Annotated in this window: 22 protein-coding genes; 11 read left to right on the top strand and 11 right to left on the bottom strand. The window is 62.8% G+C overall.

Annotated elements, in window-relative coordinates; all coding sequences use genetic code 11:
* Positions 1–240 (bottom strand): transposase domain-containing protein (locus G3N95_RS12680; RefSeq protein WP_205970326.1); only part of this gene is annotated, 240 nt, incomplete at its 3' end.
* Positions 241–453: 213 nt separating this feature from the next.
* Between G3N95_RS12680 and G3N95_RS12675 the strand changes: the two genes are divergently transcribed.
* On the top strand, positions 454–1164 hold the full coding sequence (locus G3N95_RS12675) for a lysophospholipid acyltransferase family protein (protein ID WP_205970325.1): 711 nt from the start codon (positions 454–456) through the stop codon (positions 1162–1164).
* 54 nt (positions 1165–1218) lie between these two features.
* Here G3N95_RS12675 and G3N95_RS12670 read toward each other — a convergent pair whose 3' ends face one another.
* The 3 genes from G3N95_RS12670 to treF form a co-directional block, all read right to left on the bottom strand.
* Positions 1219–1695, bottom strand: coding sequence for a hypothetical protein (locus G3N95_RS12670; RefSeq protein ID WP_205970324.1), 477 nt, complete (start codon positions 1693–1695; stop codon positions 1219–1221).
* A gap of 193 nt (positions 1696–1888) precedes the next feature.
* The gene (locus tag G3N95_RS12665) at positions 1889–2128 is read right to left on the bottom strand and encodes a hypothetical protein (RefSeq protein WP_205970323.1); all 240 of its coding nucleotides are present in this window, start codon (positions 2126–2128) and stop codon (positions 1889–1891) included.
* Positions 2129–2325: 197 nt separating this feature from the next.
* The gene (gene treF, locus G3N95_RS12660) at positions 2326–4122 is read right to left on the bottom strand and encodes an alpha,alpha-trehalase TreF (protein WP_205970322.1); all 1797 of its coding nucleotides are present in this window, start codon (positions 4120–4122) and stop codon (positions 2326–2328) included.
* Positions 4123–4219: 97 nt separating this feature from the next.
* On the opposite strand from treF, the gene G3N95_RS12655 reads away from it, so the two are divergent.
* The 3 genes from G3N95_RS12655 (at position 4220) to G3N95_RS40550 (ending at position 6603) form a co-directional block, all read left to right on the top strand.
* On the top strand, positions 4220–5272 hold the full coding sequence (locus G3N95_RS12655) for an FUSC family protein (protein ID WP_205970321.1): 1053 nt from the start codon (positions 4220–4222) through the stop codon (positions 5270–5272).
* Positions 5273–5466: 194 nt separating this feature from the next.
* Positions 5467–5667 (top strand): hypothetical protein, encoded by a 201-nt coding sequence (locus G3N95_RS12650; RefSeq protein WP_205970320.1) that lies wholly within the window; start codon positions 5467–5469, stop codon positions 5665–5667.
* A gap of 513 nt (positions 5668–6180) precedes the next feature.
* Positions 6181–6603, top strand: a complete 423-nt coding sequence (locus tag G3N95_RS40550; protein WP_241018457.1) for a rubredoxin — start codon at positions 6181–6183, stop codon at positions 6601–6603.
* Positions 6604–6632: 29 nt separating this feature from the next.
* On the opposite strand, the gene G3N95_RS12640 is transcribed toward G3N95_RS40550, so the two are convergent.
* Positions 6633–6980: a hypothetical protein gene (locus tag G3N95_RS12640; RefSeq protein ID WP_205970319.1), complete on the bottom strand. Its 348-nt coding sequence runs from the start codon at positions 6978–6980 to the stop codon at positions 6633–6635.
* A 150-nt stretch (positions 6981–7130) separates the two neighbouring features.
* On the opposite strand from G3N95_RS12640, the gene G3N95_RS12635 reads away from it, so the two are divergent.
* Positions 7131–7553 (top strand): hypothetical protein, encoded by a 423-nt coding sequence (locus G3N95_RS12635; RefSeq protein ID WP_205970318.1) that lies wholly within the window; start codon positions 7131–7133, stop codon positions 7551–7553.
* A gap of 10 nt (positions 7554–7563) precedes the next feature.
* Here G3N95_RS12635 and G3N95_RS12630 read toward each other — a convergent pair whose 3' ends face one another.
* The 3 genes from G3N95_RS12630 to G3N95_RS12620 form a co-directional block, all read right to left on the bottom strand.
* Entirely contained in the window at positions 7564–7863 is a 300-nt protein-coding gene (locus G3N95_RS12630) for a hypothetical protein (protein WP_205970317.1), read from the bottom strand.
* Between the two features lie 120 nt (positions 7864–7983).
* Positions 7984–8901, bottom strand: a complete 918-nt coding sequence (locus G3N95_RS12625; RefSeq protein WP_205970316.1) for a LysR family transcriptional regulator — start codon at positions 8899–8901, stop codon at positions 7984–7986.
* A gap of 59 nt (positions 8902–8960) precedes the next feature.
* Complete coding sequence (locus G3N95_RS12620; RefSeq protein WP_205970315.1) at positions 8961–9872, bottom strand: LysR family transcriptional regulator; 912 nt, start codon at positions 9870–9872, stop codon at positions 8961–8963.
* 414 nt (positions 9873–10286) lie between these two features.
* Between G3N95_RS12620 and G3N95_RS12615 the strand changes: the two genes are divergently transcribed.
* The 3 genes from G3N95_RS12615 (at position 10287) to G3N95_RS12605 (ending at position 13029) form a co-directional block, all read left to right on the top strand.
* Positions 10287–11036: a creatininase family protein gene (locus tag G3N95_RS12615; RefSeq protein ID WP_205970314.1), complete on the top strand. Its 750-nt coding sequence runs from the start codon at positions 10287–10289 to the stop codon at positions 11034–11036.
* A gap of 195 nt (positions 11037–11231) precedes the next feature.
* A complete protein-coding gene (locus G3N95_RS12610) occupies positions 11232–12332 on the top strand; it encodes a nitronate monooxygenase (RefSeq protein ID WP_205970313.1) in 1101 nt (366 codons plus the stop codon).
* Between the two features lie 28 nt (positions 12333–12360).
* Complete coding sequence (locus G3N95_RS12605) at positions 12361–13029, top strand: MOSC domain-containing protein (RefSeq protein WP_205970312.1); 669 nt, start codon at positions 12361–12363, stop codon at positions 13027–13029.
* Positions 13030–13102: 73 nt separating this feature from the next.
* Here the strand turns inward: G3N95_RS12605 and G3N95_RS12600 are convergent, their stop codons facing one another.
* The 3 genes from G3N95_RS12600 to G3N95_RS12590 form a co-directional block, all read right to left on the bottom strand.
* The gene (locus G3N95_RS12600; protein WP_205970311.1) at positions 13103–13339 is read right to left on the bottom strand and encodes a 4-oxalocrotonate tautomerase family protein; all 237 of its coding nucleotides are present in this window, start codon (positions 13337–13339) and stop codon (positions 13103–13105) included.
* A 58-nt stretch (positions 13340–13397) separates the two neighbouring features.
* On the bottom strand, positions 13398–14108 hold the full coding sequence (locus G3N95_RS12595; RefSeq protein WP_205970310.1) for an SDR family NAD(P)-dependent oxidoreductase: 711 nt from the start codon (positions 14106–14108) through the stop codon (positions 13398–13400).
* Positions 14109–14542: 434 nt separating this feature from the next.
* Entirely contained in the window at positions 14543–15565 is a 1023-nt protein-coding gene (locus G3N95_RS12590; protein ID WP_205970309.1) for a TIGR03571 family LLM class oxidoreductase, read from the bottom strand.
* Positions 15566–15815: 250 nt separating this feature from the next.
* Here G3N95_RS12590 and G3N95_RS12585 point away from each other — a divergent pair, with 250 nt between their 5' ends.
* The 3 genes from G3N95_RS12585 to G3N95_RS12575 are packed head-to-tail and all read left to right on the top strand — an operon-like array spanning position 15816 to position 18438.
* Entirely contained in the window at positions 15816–16130 is a 315-nt protein-coding gene (locus G3N95_RS12585; RefSeq protein WP_205970308.1) for a DUF485 domain-containing protein, read from the top strand.
* Positions 16127–17800: a cation/acetate symporter ActP gene (gene actP / locus G3N95_RS12580; protein WP_205970307.1), complete on the top strand. Its 1674-nt coding sequence runs from the start codon at positions 16127–16129 to the stop codon at positions 17798–17800. The genes G3N95_RS12585 and actP overlap by 4 nt, the downstream gene beginning before the upstream one ends.
* Before the next feature lie 44 nt (positions 17801–17844).
* Positions 17845–18438: a cytochrome b/b6 domain-containing protein gene (locus G3N95_RS12575; protein ID WP_241018435.1), complete on the top strand. Its 594-nt coding sequence runs from the start codon at positions 17845–17847 to the stop codon at positions 18436–18438.
* The last annotated feature ends 1 nt before the right edge of the window (position 18439 follow it).

Genomic DNA, 18439 nt, shown 5'->3' with positions numbered 1-18439 from the left:
CAGTTCATCGACGACTTCGCTGATCGACTGGTGCCGGTACAACGCCAGCGCAATCACCAGCCATACGACCTGCTGCGCAGGCAGCCGACGCCGACGCACGCTGGCACTGCCACTGGCCTGCACTGCACACTCGATCCATTCGTACGGCAGATGCTGGCCCAGCCGGTCCCATTCGAGCGGCGGCTGTGATTCAACAAGCAGGCGCAGATCATCGACCAGCATGGCGATGAAAGTTAACATCGCCGCGTCCCGTTTACAACCGGTTTGCGCCAAAAACAAAATGCCGTTCAGTCGCTTAACTGAACGGCATTACGGCCTTGGCCGGCGTTTTCTTTTGTGGCGCGCCGCGCAAGGATCGGGTCTCGCTGCGGAGTTATAAGATGCGTTTTTTTCATCGCCGGTAGTATCTGGGTTTGGCTTGTGCCTTCTCACCTTCCGTCGATGCCTCACACCATGCGCGCAGTTCTCGTCAAATGGCTTTTCATCGTGTATCTGCTGGGCAGCGGGACGCTCTGGTCCACGGTGATGCTGCTGCTGTATCCGTTCATCAGCCGGTCGGCGCGCTACCGGCTCGCGGCGCTCTGGTGCCGGGCGCTCGTCGCCGTGATGCATGCGGCGTTCGGCATCCGTTGCACGATCGAGGGCCTCGAACATCTGCCGCACGAACCGTCGATCATTCTGTGCCGCCACGAGTCGACGTGGGAAACGCTCGCCTTCCTCGCGCTCTTTCCGCGCCGGATCAGTTTCGTGTTCAAGCAGGATCTGTTGAGCATCCCGTTCTTCGGCTGGGTGCTGAAGGGGCTCGACATGGTCAGCCTGGATCGCGGCTCGCCGCGCCAGGCGCACGTCGCCGTGACGCGCGAAGCGGCCGAGCGGCTCGCAAAGGGCGATATGGTTGTGATCTTTCCGGAAGGCACGCGGGTGGCGCATGACGCGCCCGTCAAGCTCACCTCGGGCGGCGTGCGTCTAGCCTGCGCGACGGGCTCGCTGATCGTGCCCGTCGTGCACAATGCGGGCAAGGTGTGGCCCGCAAAAGGATGGCCGACGGGGGCGGGGCATATCCGCGTAGTGGTCGGCCCCACGCTGTCGCCCGTCGAGCGCTCGCCGCAGGAACTCAGCCATCAGGTGCACGACTGGATGCAGGCGGAAATGCACAAGCTCTGATTCAGGCGCCTCGTTTCACGCACCGAGGCGGGTGCGGTGCGCCACGCGCCGCGCTCAGGCGGCGACTGCGTGCGCCAGTTGCTGCTCGGTGCGCATCAACCCTTCGATCATCCGGGCTTCGGCCTTCGCGATGTCTTCCAGCGATGCATCGACAAGCTGGCGCTCGAACGCATCGAGCGCGATGGTCAGCCACGCGTAGTTGTCGCCGTCGACGGTCCACTTGCCGCTCGTCTTTTCGTTTGCGTCGATGTCGGTCATCGCGATCTGCGCTTCCGCGATATCGTCGATTGCATCGGGCACGTGACCGATGCGGCTGAGTTCTTCGGCCACCAGCAGTTGCCGGCCGAGCGTCGTGAACAGTTCGCGCGAACCCTGGCCGCGCCGGAACGCGTCGAGACTCGCGTATGCCTGCAGCAGCATGGCCCTCGTGATCGGCTCGTGCGCCGCACGGCTGAACGTCAGCGCGCGCAGCAGCGGCGACATGGCGGGAGAGGGGCGGGTCTGCTTACGGTTCTTCGACTTCTGCGACATGGTGATGTACCTCTTTTCTTCGTTTCCGGCGCGGACGAATCGGCTTGTTGTCGCGCGGAAAAAGGTGCCGCCGATGCTCTGGCGGCACGACAGGGGATCAATGACAAGCCTGCGAACGGATAATGAGCCGCGACAATTAAGACAGACTTAAATCGCGAGCGCCGTTTGAATCGCTGCGTGCGGCTTGCCTGTATTACTGGTACTGCGCGTGGATCGCCTGACGTTGAGCGGCCTGTTCTTCAGCGTGCTTTTTCGCAAGATGACGTCCGACGATGCAACCGCCTACTGCGCCGACAACGGCGTGATGGCCCGCATAGTGGCCCGCGACGCCGCCGACCACGGCGCCCTTGATGCAGCCTGCCGCATGCGCCGTCCCGCTGACGGCAAGAATGAGCGCTGCGGCGGCGAGTGTGGCTTTCCCGAAAGCTGTCATGCTGTTATCCGATTGTTTTGGTCGAACCGATGTTGCGCCGGCGCTGCCGATTTCAATAGCGTGTTGCATCGAATCTCGCCGGTGACTGTGAGCGCAGTCTACGCGGTGCCCCATGCCGAAGGTGCAACATGTGTGCGAGTTTCGTAACAAGCAGTTAGGCGGCGTGTAGTCCGTGCTCCCTTCAGTACTTCAATGCTTCAAGGTGCAGATGCAGGCGCAGGCGTCGCTTGCAGACGATGCGTCGTCTTCGGCGCAGCGGCCGCCGCCGATGCGGCTTCCGATACGCCCGCGGCGCCCGAAGGCACATCGGCGGGACGCGTCGACGAACCGGCCGCGCCGGGATACATCGCCATCAGCGTACGCAGCACGCCGTTGGTCCAGCCGAAACCATCCTGCAACGGATACTCGCCGCCGCCCGCTGCCGTCGAACCCGCCTTCGCGTCGACGTCGTACTTTTCGACCAGCTTGCCCGTGTGCTGGTAGTACGCGACGTTCGTGCCGATCCAGCGCATCGCGATCTGCTGCGCGAGATCCGCGTGACCGTACCGCCGCAAACCCGTCACGGCGAGATATTGCAGCGGCGCCCAGCCGTTCGGCTCGTCCCACTGCTGGCCCGTCTGCGCCGTCGTGGTCGCGAGTCCGCCGGGACGCAGCAGCCGCGCGCGAATCGTCGCGGCAACGGCGGTTGCCTGCGCTTTCGTCGCGACGCCCGCGTACAGCGGATACACGGTCGCTGCACTGAGCCGGTGCGTGAGCTGATGCCGGACGAAGTCGTAATCGCCGAACGCGTTGAGTTGCGGATCCCACAGCACGCGGCGGATCGCATCGGCGCGCGCGTTGGCGCGCTGTTCGAGGTTTTCCGTGTGCGTCGCGTCGCCCTGCACGCGATACGCCTTTGCCAGCGTGCGTTCGAGATCGACGAGCAGGCTGTTCAGATCGACGGGAATCATCGACGTGACTTCGATCGTCGCGAGCGTCTTGCCGTCCGCAAACCAGCGCGAGCTGAAGTCCCAGCCCGTTTCACCGCCTGCGCGCAGATTGCGCCACAGATCGTCGGCATGACGCTGCGGTGTCGCCTGGGCGGTGGCGACGTCTTCCCGATACGATTCGTCGCGCGGCGTGTCGCGCTCGTCCCAATAGCGGTTCAGGAGCGTGCCGTCGGGCAGGCGCACCAGATGCCGGAAGGCGCCGCCCGGCGCGACCTTGTCGTGACCGTCCATCCAGTACGCGTATTCTTTGCGCAGCGCGGGCAGATAGTGCAGATAAACCTGATCGCCTTCGCGATCGGCGGCGAGCCGCACCATCTGCGCGAAGAACGGCGGCTGCGAGCGGCTCAGGTAATACGTGCGGTTGCCGTTGGGAATATGACCATACCGGTCGATCAACGTCGCGAAGTTATCCAGTTCGTTCTTCAGCAGGTCTTCGCGTCCGCTTTGCCGAAGGCCGAGCATGATGAAGTACGAGTCCCAGTAGTAGATTTCGTCGAAGCGGTCGCCGGGCACGATGTACGGATACGGCAGCGGCAGCAGCGACGACCACGGGCTCGCGCTCGCATCGGGATCGCGCCTGAGCACGGACCAGAGCGTGTCGATGTGCGCTGTCACGCTCTGGTTCGGATCGGACACGTAGTCTTTCGTCTCGCGCGCGGGCAGCGTGAAGTGCTGCTCGACGAACCCTTTCAGGTCGAACTGCGCATCGCCTTTCTGCCTGGCATAATCGGCGACGATTTGTTGCGGCGGCGCGTTGGGCGCCATATCGGCGAAGGTCTTGCTGTCCGGATACAGATGCGCGAGTTCGACATCGCGATACAAGGCGCCATACAGATCGGAAGGCGGCACGGGCACGACGGGCGACACACTGCTCGATGCCGCGGCGGCCGGAGCATCGGCTGGCAGCGCTTGTGCGATGGCGCTCTGCGTATTCGTTGCGAGCAGCGCGGCGGCGCAGAGCGCGATCGAAAGAATGCGGCGGGCATGGACTTGCTGCATCGGCATGATGCTCCTGGGTGAAGGCTTTCAAATACAGGGAGTCGCGGGAGCAGGGCATGTTCCCCAATGAAGGCAATTCATGCGTTTTGATGGAAATACCTGAATGACTGGACAAGATCGAGACTGGCTCATCAACCTGTTGCGCGCGCCCGAAGCGCGACGCTTCGCGCGCACGCTGACGGGCTGTGTGCTCAGCTACGGCGCCGCGAAACTGGCGACCTTGCCCGAAGGCTATTGGGCATTGATCACGACGATGATCGTCGTCACGCAGCCGAGTCTCACGCAGGCGATCACGACCGCGCGCGATCAGATCATCGGCGCGTGCATCGGCGGGATCGTGGGCGGGATCGGCCTCGTCGTGATGGATCACGGCTTCGATCCGCTGCCCGTGTTCTCCGTCGCGCTGCTGCCGCTCGCGGCGCTCGCCGCTGCGCGGCCGGGGTTGCGCCTCGCTTGCGTGACGCTCGTGATCGTGCTGCTCGTACCTGGCGACGCCGGTTCGGCGTTCGTGCGGCCCTTGCATCGCGTGGCCGAGATTCTGATCGGCGCGTCGGCCGCGTTCATCGCGACGGTGATGTGGCCGAATCGCGCGTTGAAGAGCGCGCACCGGAACGCGCACGACTGCCTGGAAGCGCTCGCGCAGATGATCGAGCACAAGCTCGCTTTCTCGCGAGACGACACGGCGCTGGCACTTCTCGAGCAAAACAGCCTTACCGCGCAGACGGCGCTGGCCGAAGCGCTGCAAGAGGCGGGACGCGAGCATGTGTTCGTGCCGATCCTGCGCGACAGTTCCGATGCGATCGACAAGGTGCCGCCGTTTCTGAGCCGCCTGCACCGCGACGTGCTGGTGTTCGGCCAGGCGCTCGCGCACACATGCGCGGACGGCGGCAAGCCGCATGTCGATCAGGTGTGGCAGGCGTTGCCGCGCACGTTGTCCTTGCTCGCCGATGCAGTGAATCAAATACCCGTCAACGGAAACAAGGCGCGGGGAGCCCGCGCGGCGCTCGATCCCTTGCTCAAGCGGATCAACGAACGCGTGGACGGCGCGCACGCGGCGCTTGCGCCGGGCATCGAACTCGTGATGGCGCTGATCGTGAAGGACACGGACGGCCTGCTGCAAGTCCTGACGCCGACTGGCAAGGCCAAATCATTGTGATGCGCGCCCGGCCTTTCTGCCTGACTAACACCTCCGCAAGCCAGCGACTATGCTTTTTAAGTGTTCCGCTTGGTCAGTCACGGTCGGACGCATACGGCTGACCATTCGGTTCACACCCGACCTGAACGTTTGCAAACGATCGTGCGTGGATCGCCGTCGATTGCCGTCGCAACGATCAAACAAGGAGGTGAACAATGAAGACCCTTGCGTTTGTTCTTGCTGTCGTGGGCTTTTCCGGCCTGGCCGCGCCCGTGGCCTCGTTTGCGAAGGCCGATCAGAACGCCGAATACTATCGGGCCGACGACCGCGTGCGTGAAACGGGCGGCGATACGAAAGAAGCGAAGCGGCAAAGTAATTGTCAAAGCCGTGGCAACTGCGCGCCTGTCGATCGATAGTGCGGTTTTTCTGTGGTGAATTGTCGCAGCGCTGTGCGTTCGTGAATGGCGAGCGCACGGCTGAGTGTCGACAGGAACGAACGGCGAACAATCGGCAATCCCCAGCCCGAAAGACTCTATCAACCAGACGGAGTTAATCGCGGCCTTCTCGCGAGCGATAATCGACGCTCGAAACGCAAGTCAATTTTTCCGCATGCAGCATCCCGATCCGCGCAAGCCGACAGCGAAAAGAAAGCTACCGAACGAATGAGCGTTTAAAATCCGGGCTCGCGTTTTTTGTGGACCGGACGCAATCCCACGGTCCCCCCGTCATTCATTCTGTTCAAGCCCCATGTCGACACCCAATCGTGCCAACACTCGCCGTTCGCTGACGCTTCTCGAAACCCTCGGTCTGATCGGTATTGCCGCCGCGCTGTGCAGCGCGCTGCTGCGTCACTTTTTCTGAGCGCAACGGACTTCAGTTCGACTGCGCAGCGAACGGCAGCAGCATGCGTTCGCTCAATGTCACTTCACATGTACAAGAAAGCCACTGCCGTAGAACTCCAGTTTTCGCCCGATCGCCTCAATGATGGCGCCGGCGATCCGTTCTGGATCGACCTGAACCACAACGAAGCCGTCGAACTGCATCAGGCGCTGCAACGCTATCTCGACAGGTCTGCCGCTGAACGGCCCGCACCGTTCGTCGTTTCCGTCGATCAGGACAAGAACGTAGCCGTGGCGGAAACGGCCGGCTCGAATGGCACGTCACACACGCAGGCATCAGCGGACGAGTTCAAACAGTGGGTCTGCGTGATCTGCGGCTGGATCTACGACGAAGCTGCCGGTTTGCCGGAAGAGGGCATTGCGCCCGGCACGCGCTGGGCCGACGTGCCGGAAGACTGGCGCTGTCCGCTGTGCGACGTCGGCAAGGAAGACTTCGCGCTCGTCGAGTTCTGATCTCCGCTCGACGCATCAACCACGCGCGCTCATGAGCGCGTGCACTCCTTGACCATCGCGCGATAGATCGGATCGGCGACGCGGCGCTGGAAATACTCGACCAGCGTGTCGCCGTCGCGGGTCCTGAGCCGTACGCCGATCGCCACGCCATGAAACAGCGATTGCGCCTCGACTCTGACCGCATCGTTCGTATGCACTTCGCGCAAGTGACGCGCGCTGGTTCGCCAGCGCTCGGCGATACACCCGGCGACATCCGTTACCGACTGCACTGTTTGCACCGTGTAGTTCGGCGCCAGCGAAAAGAGACTGTCCTTGGGTGAGCAGGCGACGAGCGTCACGCAGGCCAGCGCGATCACAGCGACTTGAGAGAGGTTCAATTTGCGATCCGTTATGCAGGATTGAAGTCACGCGAACGGCCACGCGGTGAAGCACGCGGACGACGCAAACGATGAAAGCCCGGCGAAGCGGGTATACTTCCGCGCCTTGAACGTTTGCAATACATCTGCACTTCCAGGCGCCACTTCGCAATGAAAAGCATCACTGCCCTATTGGGCATCTTTAGTCTCATCTGGTTCTGCACAAGCGCGTTTTCGCAAACCGAGGCCGACGTGCCCGACGATTACGCCTATCTCGCGCGCCTCCACGTGCGTCCTTCCGTCATCAACTGCATCGCGGAGATCGACCGCTGGATCCGCACTACGTCACGTTATGACATGTTTCTCGCGCCGGACCGCCGCGTGCTGAAGGCGAACGTCGATGAAGGGACCGGCCTGTTTGCGGGCAACAACGGATCGCAGCAGGTCGAGTCGACGGTATCGATGCGCGCCTTTGCTCATGTGCGTGGCCGGCAGTCGTGGATTCCCGTGGTCGCGAAGTGCGGCGTCTGGCGCGAGCATGTGGTCGGCGTTTCCCTGCAGCAGATCGAGGGCCGCACGCCCGTCGTGCACTGATCGTTGTGGCTCACTCTCCGTGGTTGTTGAGCGTGAACCCTGACGGCGAGCCGTATGAAAAGCGGTGTGTCAGCGAGCGCACATCGTACTCGCGCAACGCGGAGAGATACGACGGACCGTGAATGATGGCAGGCGACGGCGTAGACGGCCTGTGCCGGTCGTGATGATCCGGTTGGATGGACGGCGAGTCGAAATCGGAAGAGGGATTGGCGAGCGCGACGATCACCGGGCTGTCCGCGTGAGCCGAATAGATGCCGGCTGCGCTGAACGCGGCCAGCCATGCTGCAAGCAGGACGACGTAAGGCTTCATGTGCGACGGGCAGCCGTTCCGATCTCGGCGTGCCGTTCGCGCACGATGCGCGCAGTTCGCCGCTATGAATCGATATTAGTCACGCAATGACGGCAACGCAAGCCGGGCCGCCGGAGAGCGTCAGGTCAGTTCGTCGATCATCAGCTGCGCGGCGGCCGACAGCGCGGAGCCGCGCCGCGTCACGATGCCGTAAGGCTCGGTGCGGGAACGCACGTCGATTGCAAGCGGCCGCGCGAGGCCGTGATCGGCAAGCAGCGCGGCCATGTCGCGCGGCATCAGCGAAACGAGCGTCGGGTCGCGCTGCAGCATCAGCACGGTGGTCATCGTCGATGCCGTTTCGATGGGATGCGGCGGCACGGAAAGCCCCGCTTCCTTGAACTCGCGTTCGAACAGGCCGCGCAGCGGCATGATGCTCGGATACACGATCCAGCGGCTCGATGCGAGATCGGTGAGCTTCACTTTGCGCGCTTTCGCCAGTCGATGCAGCGGACTCGCGACGATCGCGAGCGGTTCGTCGCTCAGTTCGACATAGTCGTAGTGATCGGGCTGCTGCGCGACGGTCGTGCGGCAGATGGCGAGATCGAGGCGGCCCTGATCGAGCAGTGCCAGCAGCCGCGCGCTGGTGTCTTCGACGACTTCGACGGTCAATGTGGGCTGCCGTTCGCGCAGGCGCGTCAATGCGTCCACCAGTACGCCCGACACGGCACCCGTGATCGCACCGACCGCGAGCCGTCCGCCCGAGCCTTGCAGAATGCCTTCCATTTCTTCGCGCAGATGCGCGACGTCCATATGAATCAGCCGCGCATAGCGGATCACGCAGCGTCCCAGCTCGTTTGGCTGGATGCCCTGTGGCGAACGCATGAAGAGCGTCGCGCCGAAGGTCGCTTCGATCTCGCGCAGCGCCTTGGTGGCGCCGGGCTGTGTCAGCGCCATCTGATCGGCGGCACGGTGCAGCGAGCCGTGCTCGTCGAGCGCGATCAGCAGGCGCAGTTGCTTGAGGCGCAGACGGGCAACGATCGAATCGACGTTCGGCAGCATAGGTCGGGACTAGAGGGAAAGGGCGGACGGCGAGATTCAGCGTGATGGCACCGGGCGTTTCACGCTCTCAGCTTCTCCACCAGAAAGTCGACGAAGCAGCGCACGCGCGACGACAGATGCCGCGCATGCGGATAAAGCAGCACGAAGGGCCGCGTGCGTCCGCCGTACGGCTGAAGCACTTCGCGCAGCGTGCCGTCCTTCAGGTCTTTGTCGACGACGAAGCGATAGGTCTGGAACAGCCCTGCGTCGTGGCGCGCGAGCGTCGCGCCTGCGAGGACATCGCCGGACGTGCCGTATCCGCCGCGCGTCATCATGTCGATCTCTTCGCCCTCGTGCCTGAAGATCCACGGGATGTTGCGGCCCGTGCTCGGCAGCGCGAACTGGATGCATTCGTGGTGGATCAGGTCGTCGGGTGTGTCCAGCTTGCCCGCTGACTTCAAATACGCGGGCGAAGCGACCACCACCAGTTCGGCGTCTTCGAGCTTGCGGGCGATGAGGGCGGAGTCGTCGGGCGCGCGGCCTCGAATGGCGAGGTCGAAGCCTTCGTCGGCGAAATCGATGTTGCGATTGCTGAGGTGCGTTTCGACCGTGACGTCGGGATACAGTGCGCGAAATTCCGCGAGCAGCGGCAGCACGCGATAGTGGCTGTACGGCGTCGGCATGCTGATGCGCAACACACCCGACGGCGTGCTCTGCTGGCCCGTCGCTTCGCGTTCCGCATCGGCGAGCTGGTTGAGCGCCAGACGGCATTGCTCGAAGTAGCGGCGTCCTGCGTCGGTGAGCCTGATTTGCCGCGTGGTGCGCACGAAGAGCCTGACGCCGAGCCGTTCCTCCAGACGCGCAACCGAACGGCTCACGGCCGCGGGCGTCACGCTCGCAGCCGCTGCTGCCATCGTGAAGCTTTCCAGTTCGGCCGCGAGGCAGAACAGTTCGATGCTGCCAAGGAGTAGGTCTTCGAATTGACGCTGCATGGCGTGTCCGTGATCGGCGGAGGTCGTCCGCATGACGTGCAGCAAATGCACACGCTGCGAAGGCGCAGCGCAAGGGGCTGCGCCGCGTGTCCGCAGAGAATAGCAGGTCCGAAGTCCGCGCAGTTGTGGGAGTCTGCGCGGGCGGGCATCGTGCCGATGCCGTATCTTTCCCGTGTGGAATCGATCGGACGCACTGACGCGCAGCGCTCAACAGTCAACGCATGAGATGCAAGGCATGCCGTTGCCTTGCGGACAACGAGCCGTGAACCTTGTTGCTGTTGGTCGCCGTGCCGATTTGCCTGTACGCTTGTCCGGATCGAGCCCGCATTCCGCCTCTGCGGCAGCGGGCTTCGTCTTTCCCCACGACCGACGCGCCACCTTGCGTGCCGCGCGAGGCAGACAACAGGAGTTTCAATGCTTTTACATCTATCGACCTGGGCCGAGATCGAGCAATACCTGAAGCGCAGCCGCGCGATCGTCGTGCCCATCGGCTCGAACGAGCAGCACGGTCCGACGGGCCTGCTGGGCACGGACTGGCTGTGTCCGGAGATCATCGCGCGCGAAGCGGAAAAGGCCGCGGATATTCTCGTCGCGCCGACTTTCAACATCGGCATGGCGCAACATCATCTCGGCTTTCCGGGCACGATATCGCTGCGGCCGTCCACGTTCATTGCCGCTATCGGCGACTGGATCCGCTCGCTGGCGACGCACGGCTTCGAGCAGATCCTGTTTCTGAACGGACATGGCGGCAACATTGCCTCGATCGAGGCGGCGTTTTCCGAGGTCTATGTCGAAGCGAGCTTCGCAAAACGCCACGCCGGTTTTGCGATGAAGCTGTGCAACTGGTGGGATCTGGAAGGCGTCGGCGAACTGGCGCGCAAGCAGTTCCCCGAAGGTCACGGCTCGCACGCGACGCCGTCTGAAATCGCGATCACGCAGTGGGCCTATCCGGACGCCATCAAGTCCGCCGATTACTCGCCGAAGATCGCGCCGTCGGGCCCGATTCGCGAGGCACTGGATTTCCGGGCGCGTTTCCCGGACGGCCGCATGGGTTCGGACCCGGCTCAGGCGTCGCCGGAAAAAGGCGGCGAACTTGTGCGGCTGGCGGCATCGAGCCTCGTACGCGAGTTGAATGCATTCGCCAGCGAGCCGCTGCCCCGGTAACGCACCTGTTCCCGGCGCTCAAGAGTGAATTGCCCGCTTAATGGTTGACCTGTCGTCCGCTGGAAAAGATGATTTGAGGTATAGATAGCATCGCGAGAGCGCCTGCGATCGACGCACGGCGAACCTGTCACGGTTCGCCGTGCGCAGCGTTTGCGACGCGCCGGCATGCGCCAACCGTTTCGATGAGGACATGACATGAGCACGCGTTCCGAAGGCAAACCGCTACTGAGTCTGCTCGGCATCAGCAAGCCGATCATCCAGGCGCCGATGGCAGGCGTCACGACGCCCGCGCTGGCGGCGGCCGTCACCAACGCGGGCGGTCTCGGCTCGCTCGGCGTGGGCGCGATGAAAGCCGACGCCGCGCGCAAGACCATCCGCGATACGCGCGCGTTGACGAACGGGCCGTTCAACATCAACGTCTTCTGTCACACGCCCGCCACGGCCAATGCGAAGATCGAACAGGAATGGCTGAGCTGGCTTGCGCCGCAGTTCGCGAAGTACGGCGCGAGCGCGCCGGAAAAACTCGGCGAGATCTACACGAGCTTCGTCGAAGACAAGGCGATGCTCGACGTGTTTCTGGAAGAGAAGCCGGCCATCGTGAGCTTTCACTTCGGCCTGCCGTCGAAAGAGATCATCCGGGCGATGCAGGAGGCGGGCATCGTGTTGCTTGCATCGGCGACCAATCTGGAAGAAGCGCAGCAGGTCGTCGATGCGGGCGTTGACGCGCTCGTCGCGCAAGGCATCGAAGCGGGCGGCCATCGCGGCATGTTCGACCCGCAAATCTTCGACGAAGGCCTCGGCACATTGGCGCTGACCCGTCTGCTGGTCGAGAAATTCGATCTGCCCGTCATCGCGGCGGGCGGCATCATGGACGGCGCGGGCATCGCAGCGGCGCTCGCGCTCGGCGCGCAGGCCGCGCAGCTCGGCACCGCGTTCGTGCCGTGCCCGGAGACGTCGATCGACGAAGGCTACCGCCGCGCAATTCTCGGCGATGCCGCGCTTCACACTACGCTGACGTCGGCGATTTCCGGGCGTGCCGCGCGCAGCATGGTCAATCGCTTCACGGAACTCGGCCGCGCCGCAGATCGTCCCGCGACGCCGGATTATCCCGTCGCCTACGACGCAGGCAAAGCACTGCACGCCGCCGCGAAAGCGCAGGACGAATTCGGCTTCGGTGCACAATGGGCGGGCCAGGCAGCGGCGCTGGCGCGTTCACTGCCCGCAGCGGAACTGGTCGCGCGGCTCGAAGCGGAACTCGACGAAGCGGTTCGCCGTTTGCAGCGGTTCGCGCGCTGACGCTCACTGAACAACAACCGGCTACCCGATGGACGACACGATCACGTATGCAGAATCCGGCAGCGGCGCGCGCGAGAATGACAAGGGCGCGCGGGTGCTTTCGATCAACATCGGCGTATGCCAGACGCTCGACATCGGACGGGCGTCCGAAGGTCTGACGGTCGAATCGGCGATTCGCAAGCGCTCGGTAAGCAGTGCGAGCGAAGGCGCGGCGGTCGAAGTGCAGAAGCTCGGTCTCGTCGGCGACGAGCATGCGGATCTGAGCGTCCACGGCGGCCTCGACAAGGCCGTCTATCTCTATCCCGTCGAGCATTACCCGTGGTGGCAACAACAGCGCGTCGAAGCGGAGGCAGCCGATGCCGGGAAGCCGCTCGCATTCGGCACGCTCGGCGAGAATCTGACCACACAGGGCTTACTGGAAACGGATCTATGGATCGGCGATACGCTCGTCATCAATCAGGTCAGGCTAAGGGTCGAGGCGCCGCGCAATCCGTGTTTCAAGCTCAATGCCGTGATGGGCTACAGGAAAGCGGTCAAGCATATGTATCTGAGCGGCTTTGCGGGTGTGTATCTGAGCGTCCTGCAAACGGGCTTCATTCAGGCGGGCGCGCGCATCGAAGTTGTGCCGGGAAGCAGACAGGAATCGGTGAGCAACATCCTGGAGTGGCGGCGCGGAAGGGCGCATCGCGAGCCATAAATAGTTGGCGCGGAGACCCGCCGGATTCTCCGCGCCACTTTCATCAATCATGAAACGTCGAGGATGAAGGCGCTCAGTCCTTCTTCTGCGCTATCTGCCGTCGATATTCATCGACAGGCAAACCGCCCCATCCCCAGTTTTCCTTCTCGACTTCCTGAATGACGACGAAGGTCGCTTCCAGCGGCTTGTTCAGCACGTTCAGCAGCAGCTCGCTCGTGCCCTTGATGAGCTGAGCTTTTTCCTCCGGCGTTACTGCGCTTGTGCCGGGCGTGTTCCCCTCGCGGGTCACTTGAATAGTCACGATAGGCATGAGAATCTCCGTGTTGGTGTGGGCGACAGGCGCCGTCGCGGCGCCGTGTCATGCCTTCTTAGTGGCCTGCGCTCTGGCCGCCGTCGACGTGCAGGATCTCGCCCGTCACGAACGGCGCGGAATCGAGGTACAGCACGGCGTTGACGATGTCGCTCATTTCGCCCATGTGACCGACCGGGTGCAGCGCGCCCAGCGCGTCGTGCGTTTCCGGCTCGTGCATCGGCGACTTGATGATGCCGGGCGACACGGCGTTCGCGCGGATGCCCGTTTTCGCATATTCGATGGCAAGCGACTTCGTGGCCGCGTTCAGGCCGCCCTTGGTCAGCGACGCGAGAACCGACGGCACGCCTGCTATCGCGTGATCGACGAGGCTCGTCGTGATCTGCAGCACGTGACCGCTCTTGTTCTTTTCCATCTCCGCGATGGCGAGCTGTGTGATGTGGAAGAAGCCGTTCACGTTCACGTTCAGCACAGCGGCATAATCTTCAGCCGTGTATTGCGTGAACGGCTTCGCGATGAAGATGCCTGCGTTGTTGATTAGCGTGTCGACGCGGCCGAAGCGCTTGACGGCTTCCGATACGGCACGCTGTGCCACGTCGCGGTCGCCGATGTCGCCGGCGATCGTCACGACGTTCGGATCTTCCGAAGGCTTGATCGAGCGTGCTACTGCGACGACGCGATAGCCTTGCTCACGGAAGCCCTTGACGATCTCGGCACCAATGCCTTGCGATGCACCCGTGACGATAGCGACCTTTTGCGAATTGCTCATGATTGACCTCTGAACGATTGTTCGGCTGATGTCGGAATTGACTGTGCCGTTAGGTCGTCAATCTAGGCTTCATCGAGCGGGTTGCGTACACCCGGAGTGGACAAACAGTTGTGATTGACAGGAACAAATGCCGCCGCCGCGCGCGCGGCCCTGCCGACGCGGGATTGGCGCGGTTGCAGGCGCGGGGCGGGAAGCGCTATCTGACGCAAACGGGCCGAGGGCGAGCGCGATTGTTGACGTCGTGTAATAGCGGAATTGACGCGAAGCAGGGCGATGAATGCACGCTTTGTACGTCAGATGAAACGCAGCAGTGCGCGAATTGAATCAACGGTGCGAGCCGCGCGCGCCGACACACGCGAAGCGCACCGGAAGCACATGCGAAAAGCCGCACCGGACTGGCCGGATGCGGCTTTCATGTCTACGCGATGGGATGGCTACGCGTTTGGCGGGAAGTGCGGAAGCACGTCCTCGTGAAGCTCATCGAGTATTTGTCTGTAGTCGCGCGGCGTCACACGCGGATTCAGCGCGACGTGCGACACGCCTTGCTCGCGCGCCTCGTCGAGATAGTCGCGCAACGCCCGGCTGCCGATCGCGAAGCCGCCTCCGATGCGCCTGAACGGATAGTCCCGCCGTGGATGCAGATACAGAAATCCGCCGAACGCGAGGGGCTTCGCATCGTCTTCGCCCGCCTCGCCGTCCTTCGTCTGACGATTCGTTGCCTTCCACTCATCGGCGAAAGACTGCAATTTTGCGGGCTCGGGCACGAACCCGAGATAGCCGTCCATGTTGTTCGCGATCCAGCCGAGCGTTTGCTGCGAGCGCCCGACGGCAATCGTCGGAACCCTGCCGAACAGCGGCTTGGGCAGCATCGTCAGTGAGCCGTCGCCGTGTCCGAAGCGGGGCGAATCGAAGCGCGGAAAGTTCGTTTCGCTGACGTTGCGATACACCTCGTACGCGTCCCTGAAGCGCTCGCCGCGACTGTCGAAGTCGATTCCGAACACGGGGTATTCGGCAGGCCGGTCACCCGATGACATGCCGATCACGATGCGCCCGCCCGTCAGCCGGTCGAGCGAGTTGACCTGCTTCGCGAGCATCAGCGGCTCGCGCATCGGCAGAACGATGCCCGTCGTGCCTAGCGTGATGTGTTCCGTCGCGGTGGCGAGATGCCCGATGTAGATCAGCGGCTCGAAGATCTGCCCGGAATCGCCGTATTGCGGGTCGTAGAACGGAATGTCGCGCGCCCACAAGGCGGCGACGCCCGCCTGCTCGGCACGCTGCGCCATTTGCAGATGATCGGCCATTGAAGGATGCGGTGACGCCGCGTGGGTTTCGAGCGGCAGGATCAGGCCGACAGTGAGCGCTTCGCGCCGAAACACGCGGTCGTAACCGCGATGTCCTTGCAGAGGGAACGGTGCGCGTTCGACTTGCGGTTCGGGAAAGGGGATTTGCATGTCCATGATGTGCCTCCAGTGACGTCAGATTACGGATTGACGTCGACGGGAAAAACACAGCGCCGCTAACAACACTTGATACACGGCGTCATGAGCGGTGGACACGATAATGAAGCGTCTCACTCGCGATGATGGTACGCATCACCAATCATCATTTTACTTGATCGATGCTCGCTTCTATCGTTGGAAAAAACAGAAGAGCGCGTCGGGAAGCCCCCGACATGTGCCCACTTCCAAACGAAATACAGGAGACATCGTGGTTCAAACGACCGCACCTCACGACGTCCGGCTGTCGCCGGCGTTCGTTCGACTCGTCGCGCGCCGGCGCAGGCTGGTGGCATCGCTCACGTTGGGCACCTTGCTGCCCTACTACGCTTTCGTGCTGGTAGCGGGATTCGCGCCGAAGGTACTCGCATTGAAGCTGTACCCAGGCAGTGTGATGACGATCGGCTGGCCGTTGGGCGTCGTGTTGATCGTCGGGACATGGGTGCTGACGGGCATCTACATCCGGCGCGCAAACGGCGAGTTCGACGAACTGACCGCTCGCATTCTGGCGGGAGACGTGCAATGAAACGACCCGTCAAGCTCATCGGTTTCATGTTCGCCGCGTGCATCGCGCGAGAGGCGGCAGCAGCGGCGGAAACGTTCGGCAAGGTGCAAAAGCAGCCGCTCAACACCACGGCCATTGTGATGTTCCTCGCGTTCGTCGTCGCGACGCTCGGCATCACGTATTGGTCCGCGTCGAAGACGAAGTCGATGAAGGACTTCTACAACGCGGGTGGCGGCATTTCCGGTTTTCAGAACGGCCTCGCGCTGGCGGGCGACTACATGTCGGCGGCTGCGCTGCTCGGGCTGACCAGCATGATCTTCTTCAACGGCTACGACGGCATGCTGTACGCAGTGAGCTTCTTCGTCGCGTGGCCGTTGCTGATGTTCCTGTTTGCCGAGCGCATCCGGAATCTGGGGCAGGTCACGATCGCCGATATCGCATCGTTCAGACTCGACCAGCAGAGAATCCGCACGCTGATGGCGTTCGGCTCGCTGACGGTCGTGTGCTTCTATCTCGTGGTGCAGATGGTGGGCGCAGGCCAGTTGATCCAGCTTCTCTTCGGGCTGCAATACAACTACGCGGTCGTGATCGTCGGCGTGTTGATGGCCGTGTATGTGACCTTCGGCGGCATGGTCGCGACGACGTGGGTGCAGATCATCAAGGCCGTGCTGATGCTGTTCGGCGCGAGCCTGCTTGCATTGCTCGCATTGAGCCAGTTCGGTTTCTCGCTGAACGACATGTTCGCGCAGGCGATAGCCACGCATAAGAGCGGCGCCGGCATGATGCTGCCCAGCAAGCTCGTTGCCGATCCGTTCGCGATGTTGTCGTTGTCGGTGGGGCTGGTATTCGGCACGTCGGGTTTGCCGCATATCCTGATGCGCTTCTTCACGGTGCCCGACGCGAAAGCAGCGCGCAAATCGGTGTTCGTCGCCACGGGCTTCATCGGCTACTTCTTTCTCGTCGTGACGGTGCTCGGCACGGCCGCCATCGTGATCGTGGGCCGCAACCCCGCGTTCTTCGAGGGCGGCGTGGCGGGCGGAAAACTGATCGGCGGCGGCAACATGCCCGTCATGCATCTGGCGAAAGCGATGGGCGGTGATCTCGTACTGGGCTTCCTGTCGGCTGTCGCGTTTGCCACGATCCTCGCCGTCGTCGCGGGACTCACGATGGCAGGAACGTCCGCGATTTCGCACGACCTGTATGCGATGGTGCTCAAACGCAATCAGGCCGATCACGCGAAAGAAAAGCGCGTGTCGAGAATCGCATCGGTTGCGATTGCGGGCGTTGCGATCGTGCTCGGCATTCTGTTCAAGGATCAGAACGTCGCGTTTCTCGTTGCGCTCACGTTCAGCGTGGCTGCGTCGGTGAATTTTCCGATTCTCACGCTCTCGATCTACTGGAAAGGATTGACGACGCGCGGCGCTTTGATGGGCGGCATTGCGGGACTCGTCAGCGCAGTCGGTCTTGTCGTGCTGTCGCCCGCCGTCTGGGTCAAGGTGCTCGGTCACGCGACGCCGATCTTCCCCTACGACTACCCCGCCATCATTTCGATGTCGATCGCCTTCTTCTTCACGTGGATCGGGTCGATCACCGATCGGGGTGCGCGCGCGGCGAACGAGCGCGATCAATTCGACGACCAGTTCGTTCGCGCGCAGACGGGTATCGGTGCGTCGCGTGCCGCCAGTCACTAGTGAATAGCTGCTATCGAAAGGGAATGCAAATGTCGAACTCGCAGATGACCTCAATGAACGATGCTCAACCGCACGGCCCACGCGCACAACGCGGGTTTCAATGGCGCGATAACGGCCTGGGCTTTTCGCCCGTCACGATCGCGCTGCACTGGATCGTCGCGGTGCTGGTGCTCGCGATCGTCGCGCTCGAAATCGTGCTGTGGGTCTCGCCCGGCACAGCGCTCACGAGTGTGCTGAACCTGCTCGGCACGGTCCTGTTTCCGGTTTCGATCTATCGATTCTGGGCGCGCGTAACGTCCTGGCATCCGCTACCTGTCGGCACGCCGAATCCTGTCGAGGTGATCGTGAGCAGGTCGGTTGCGACGGCACTAGCGCTTGCGATGGTGCTGCTGCCGATTGCGGCATGGCTCGCGAAGTCGGCCGCCGGCCAGCTCGTCGAATTGCCGGGCGGCTGGATTATTCCTTCGCCAATGCAACCGGATGCGCAAGCCGCGCATGTCTTCGACGTGCTCTTCAGAATCGGCGCGACGCCGTTTCTGCTGGGCCTCGCGCTGCATATCTTCGGTGCCTGCAAGAACCATTTCGTGTTGAAGAACGACGCCCTGAAACGCATGCTTGGCAAACGCGTGGAGCTTTGAA

The organism is Paraburkholderia sp. Tr-20389, assembly GCF_017104565.1.
Lineage (GTDB): Bacteria > Pseudomonadota > Gammaproteobacteria > Burkholderiales > Burkholderiaceae > Paraburkholderia.
Note: the sequence above shows the minus strand (reverse complement) of the source record. Positions and strands in the feature narration are given on the sequence as shown.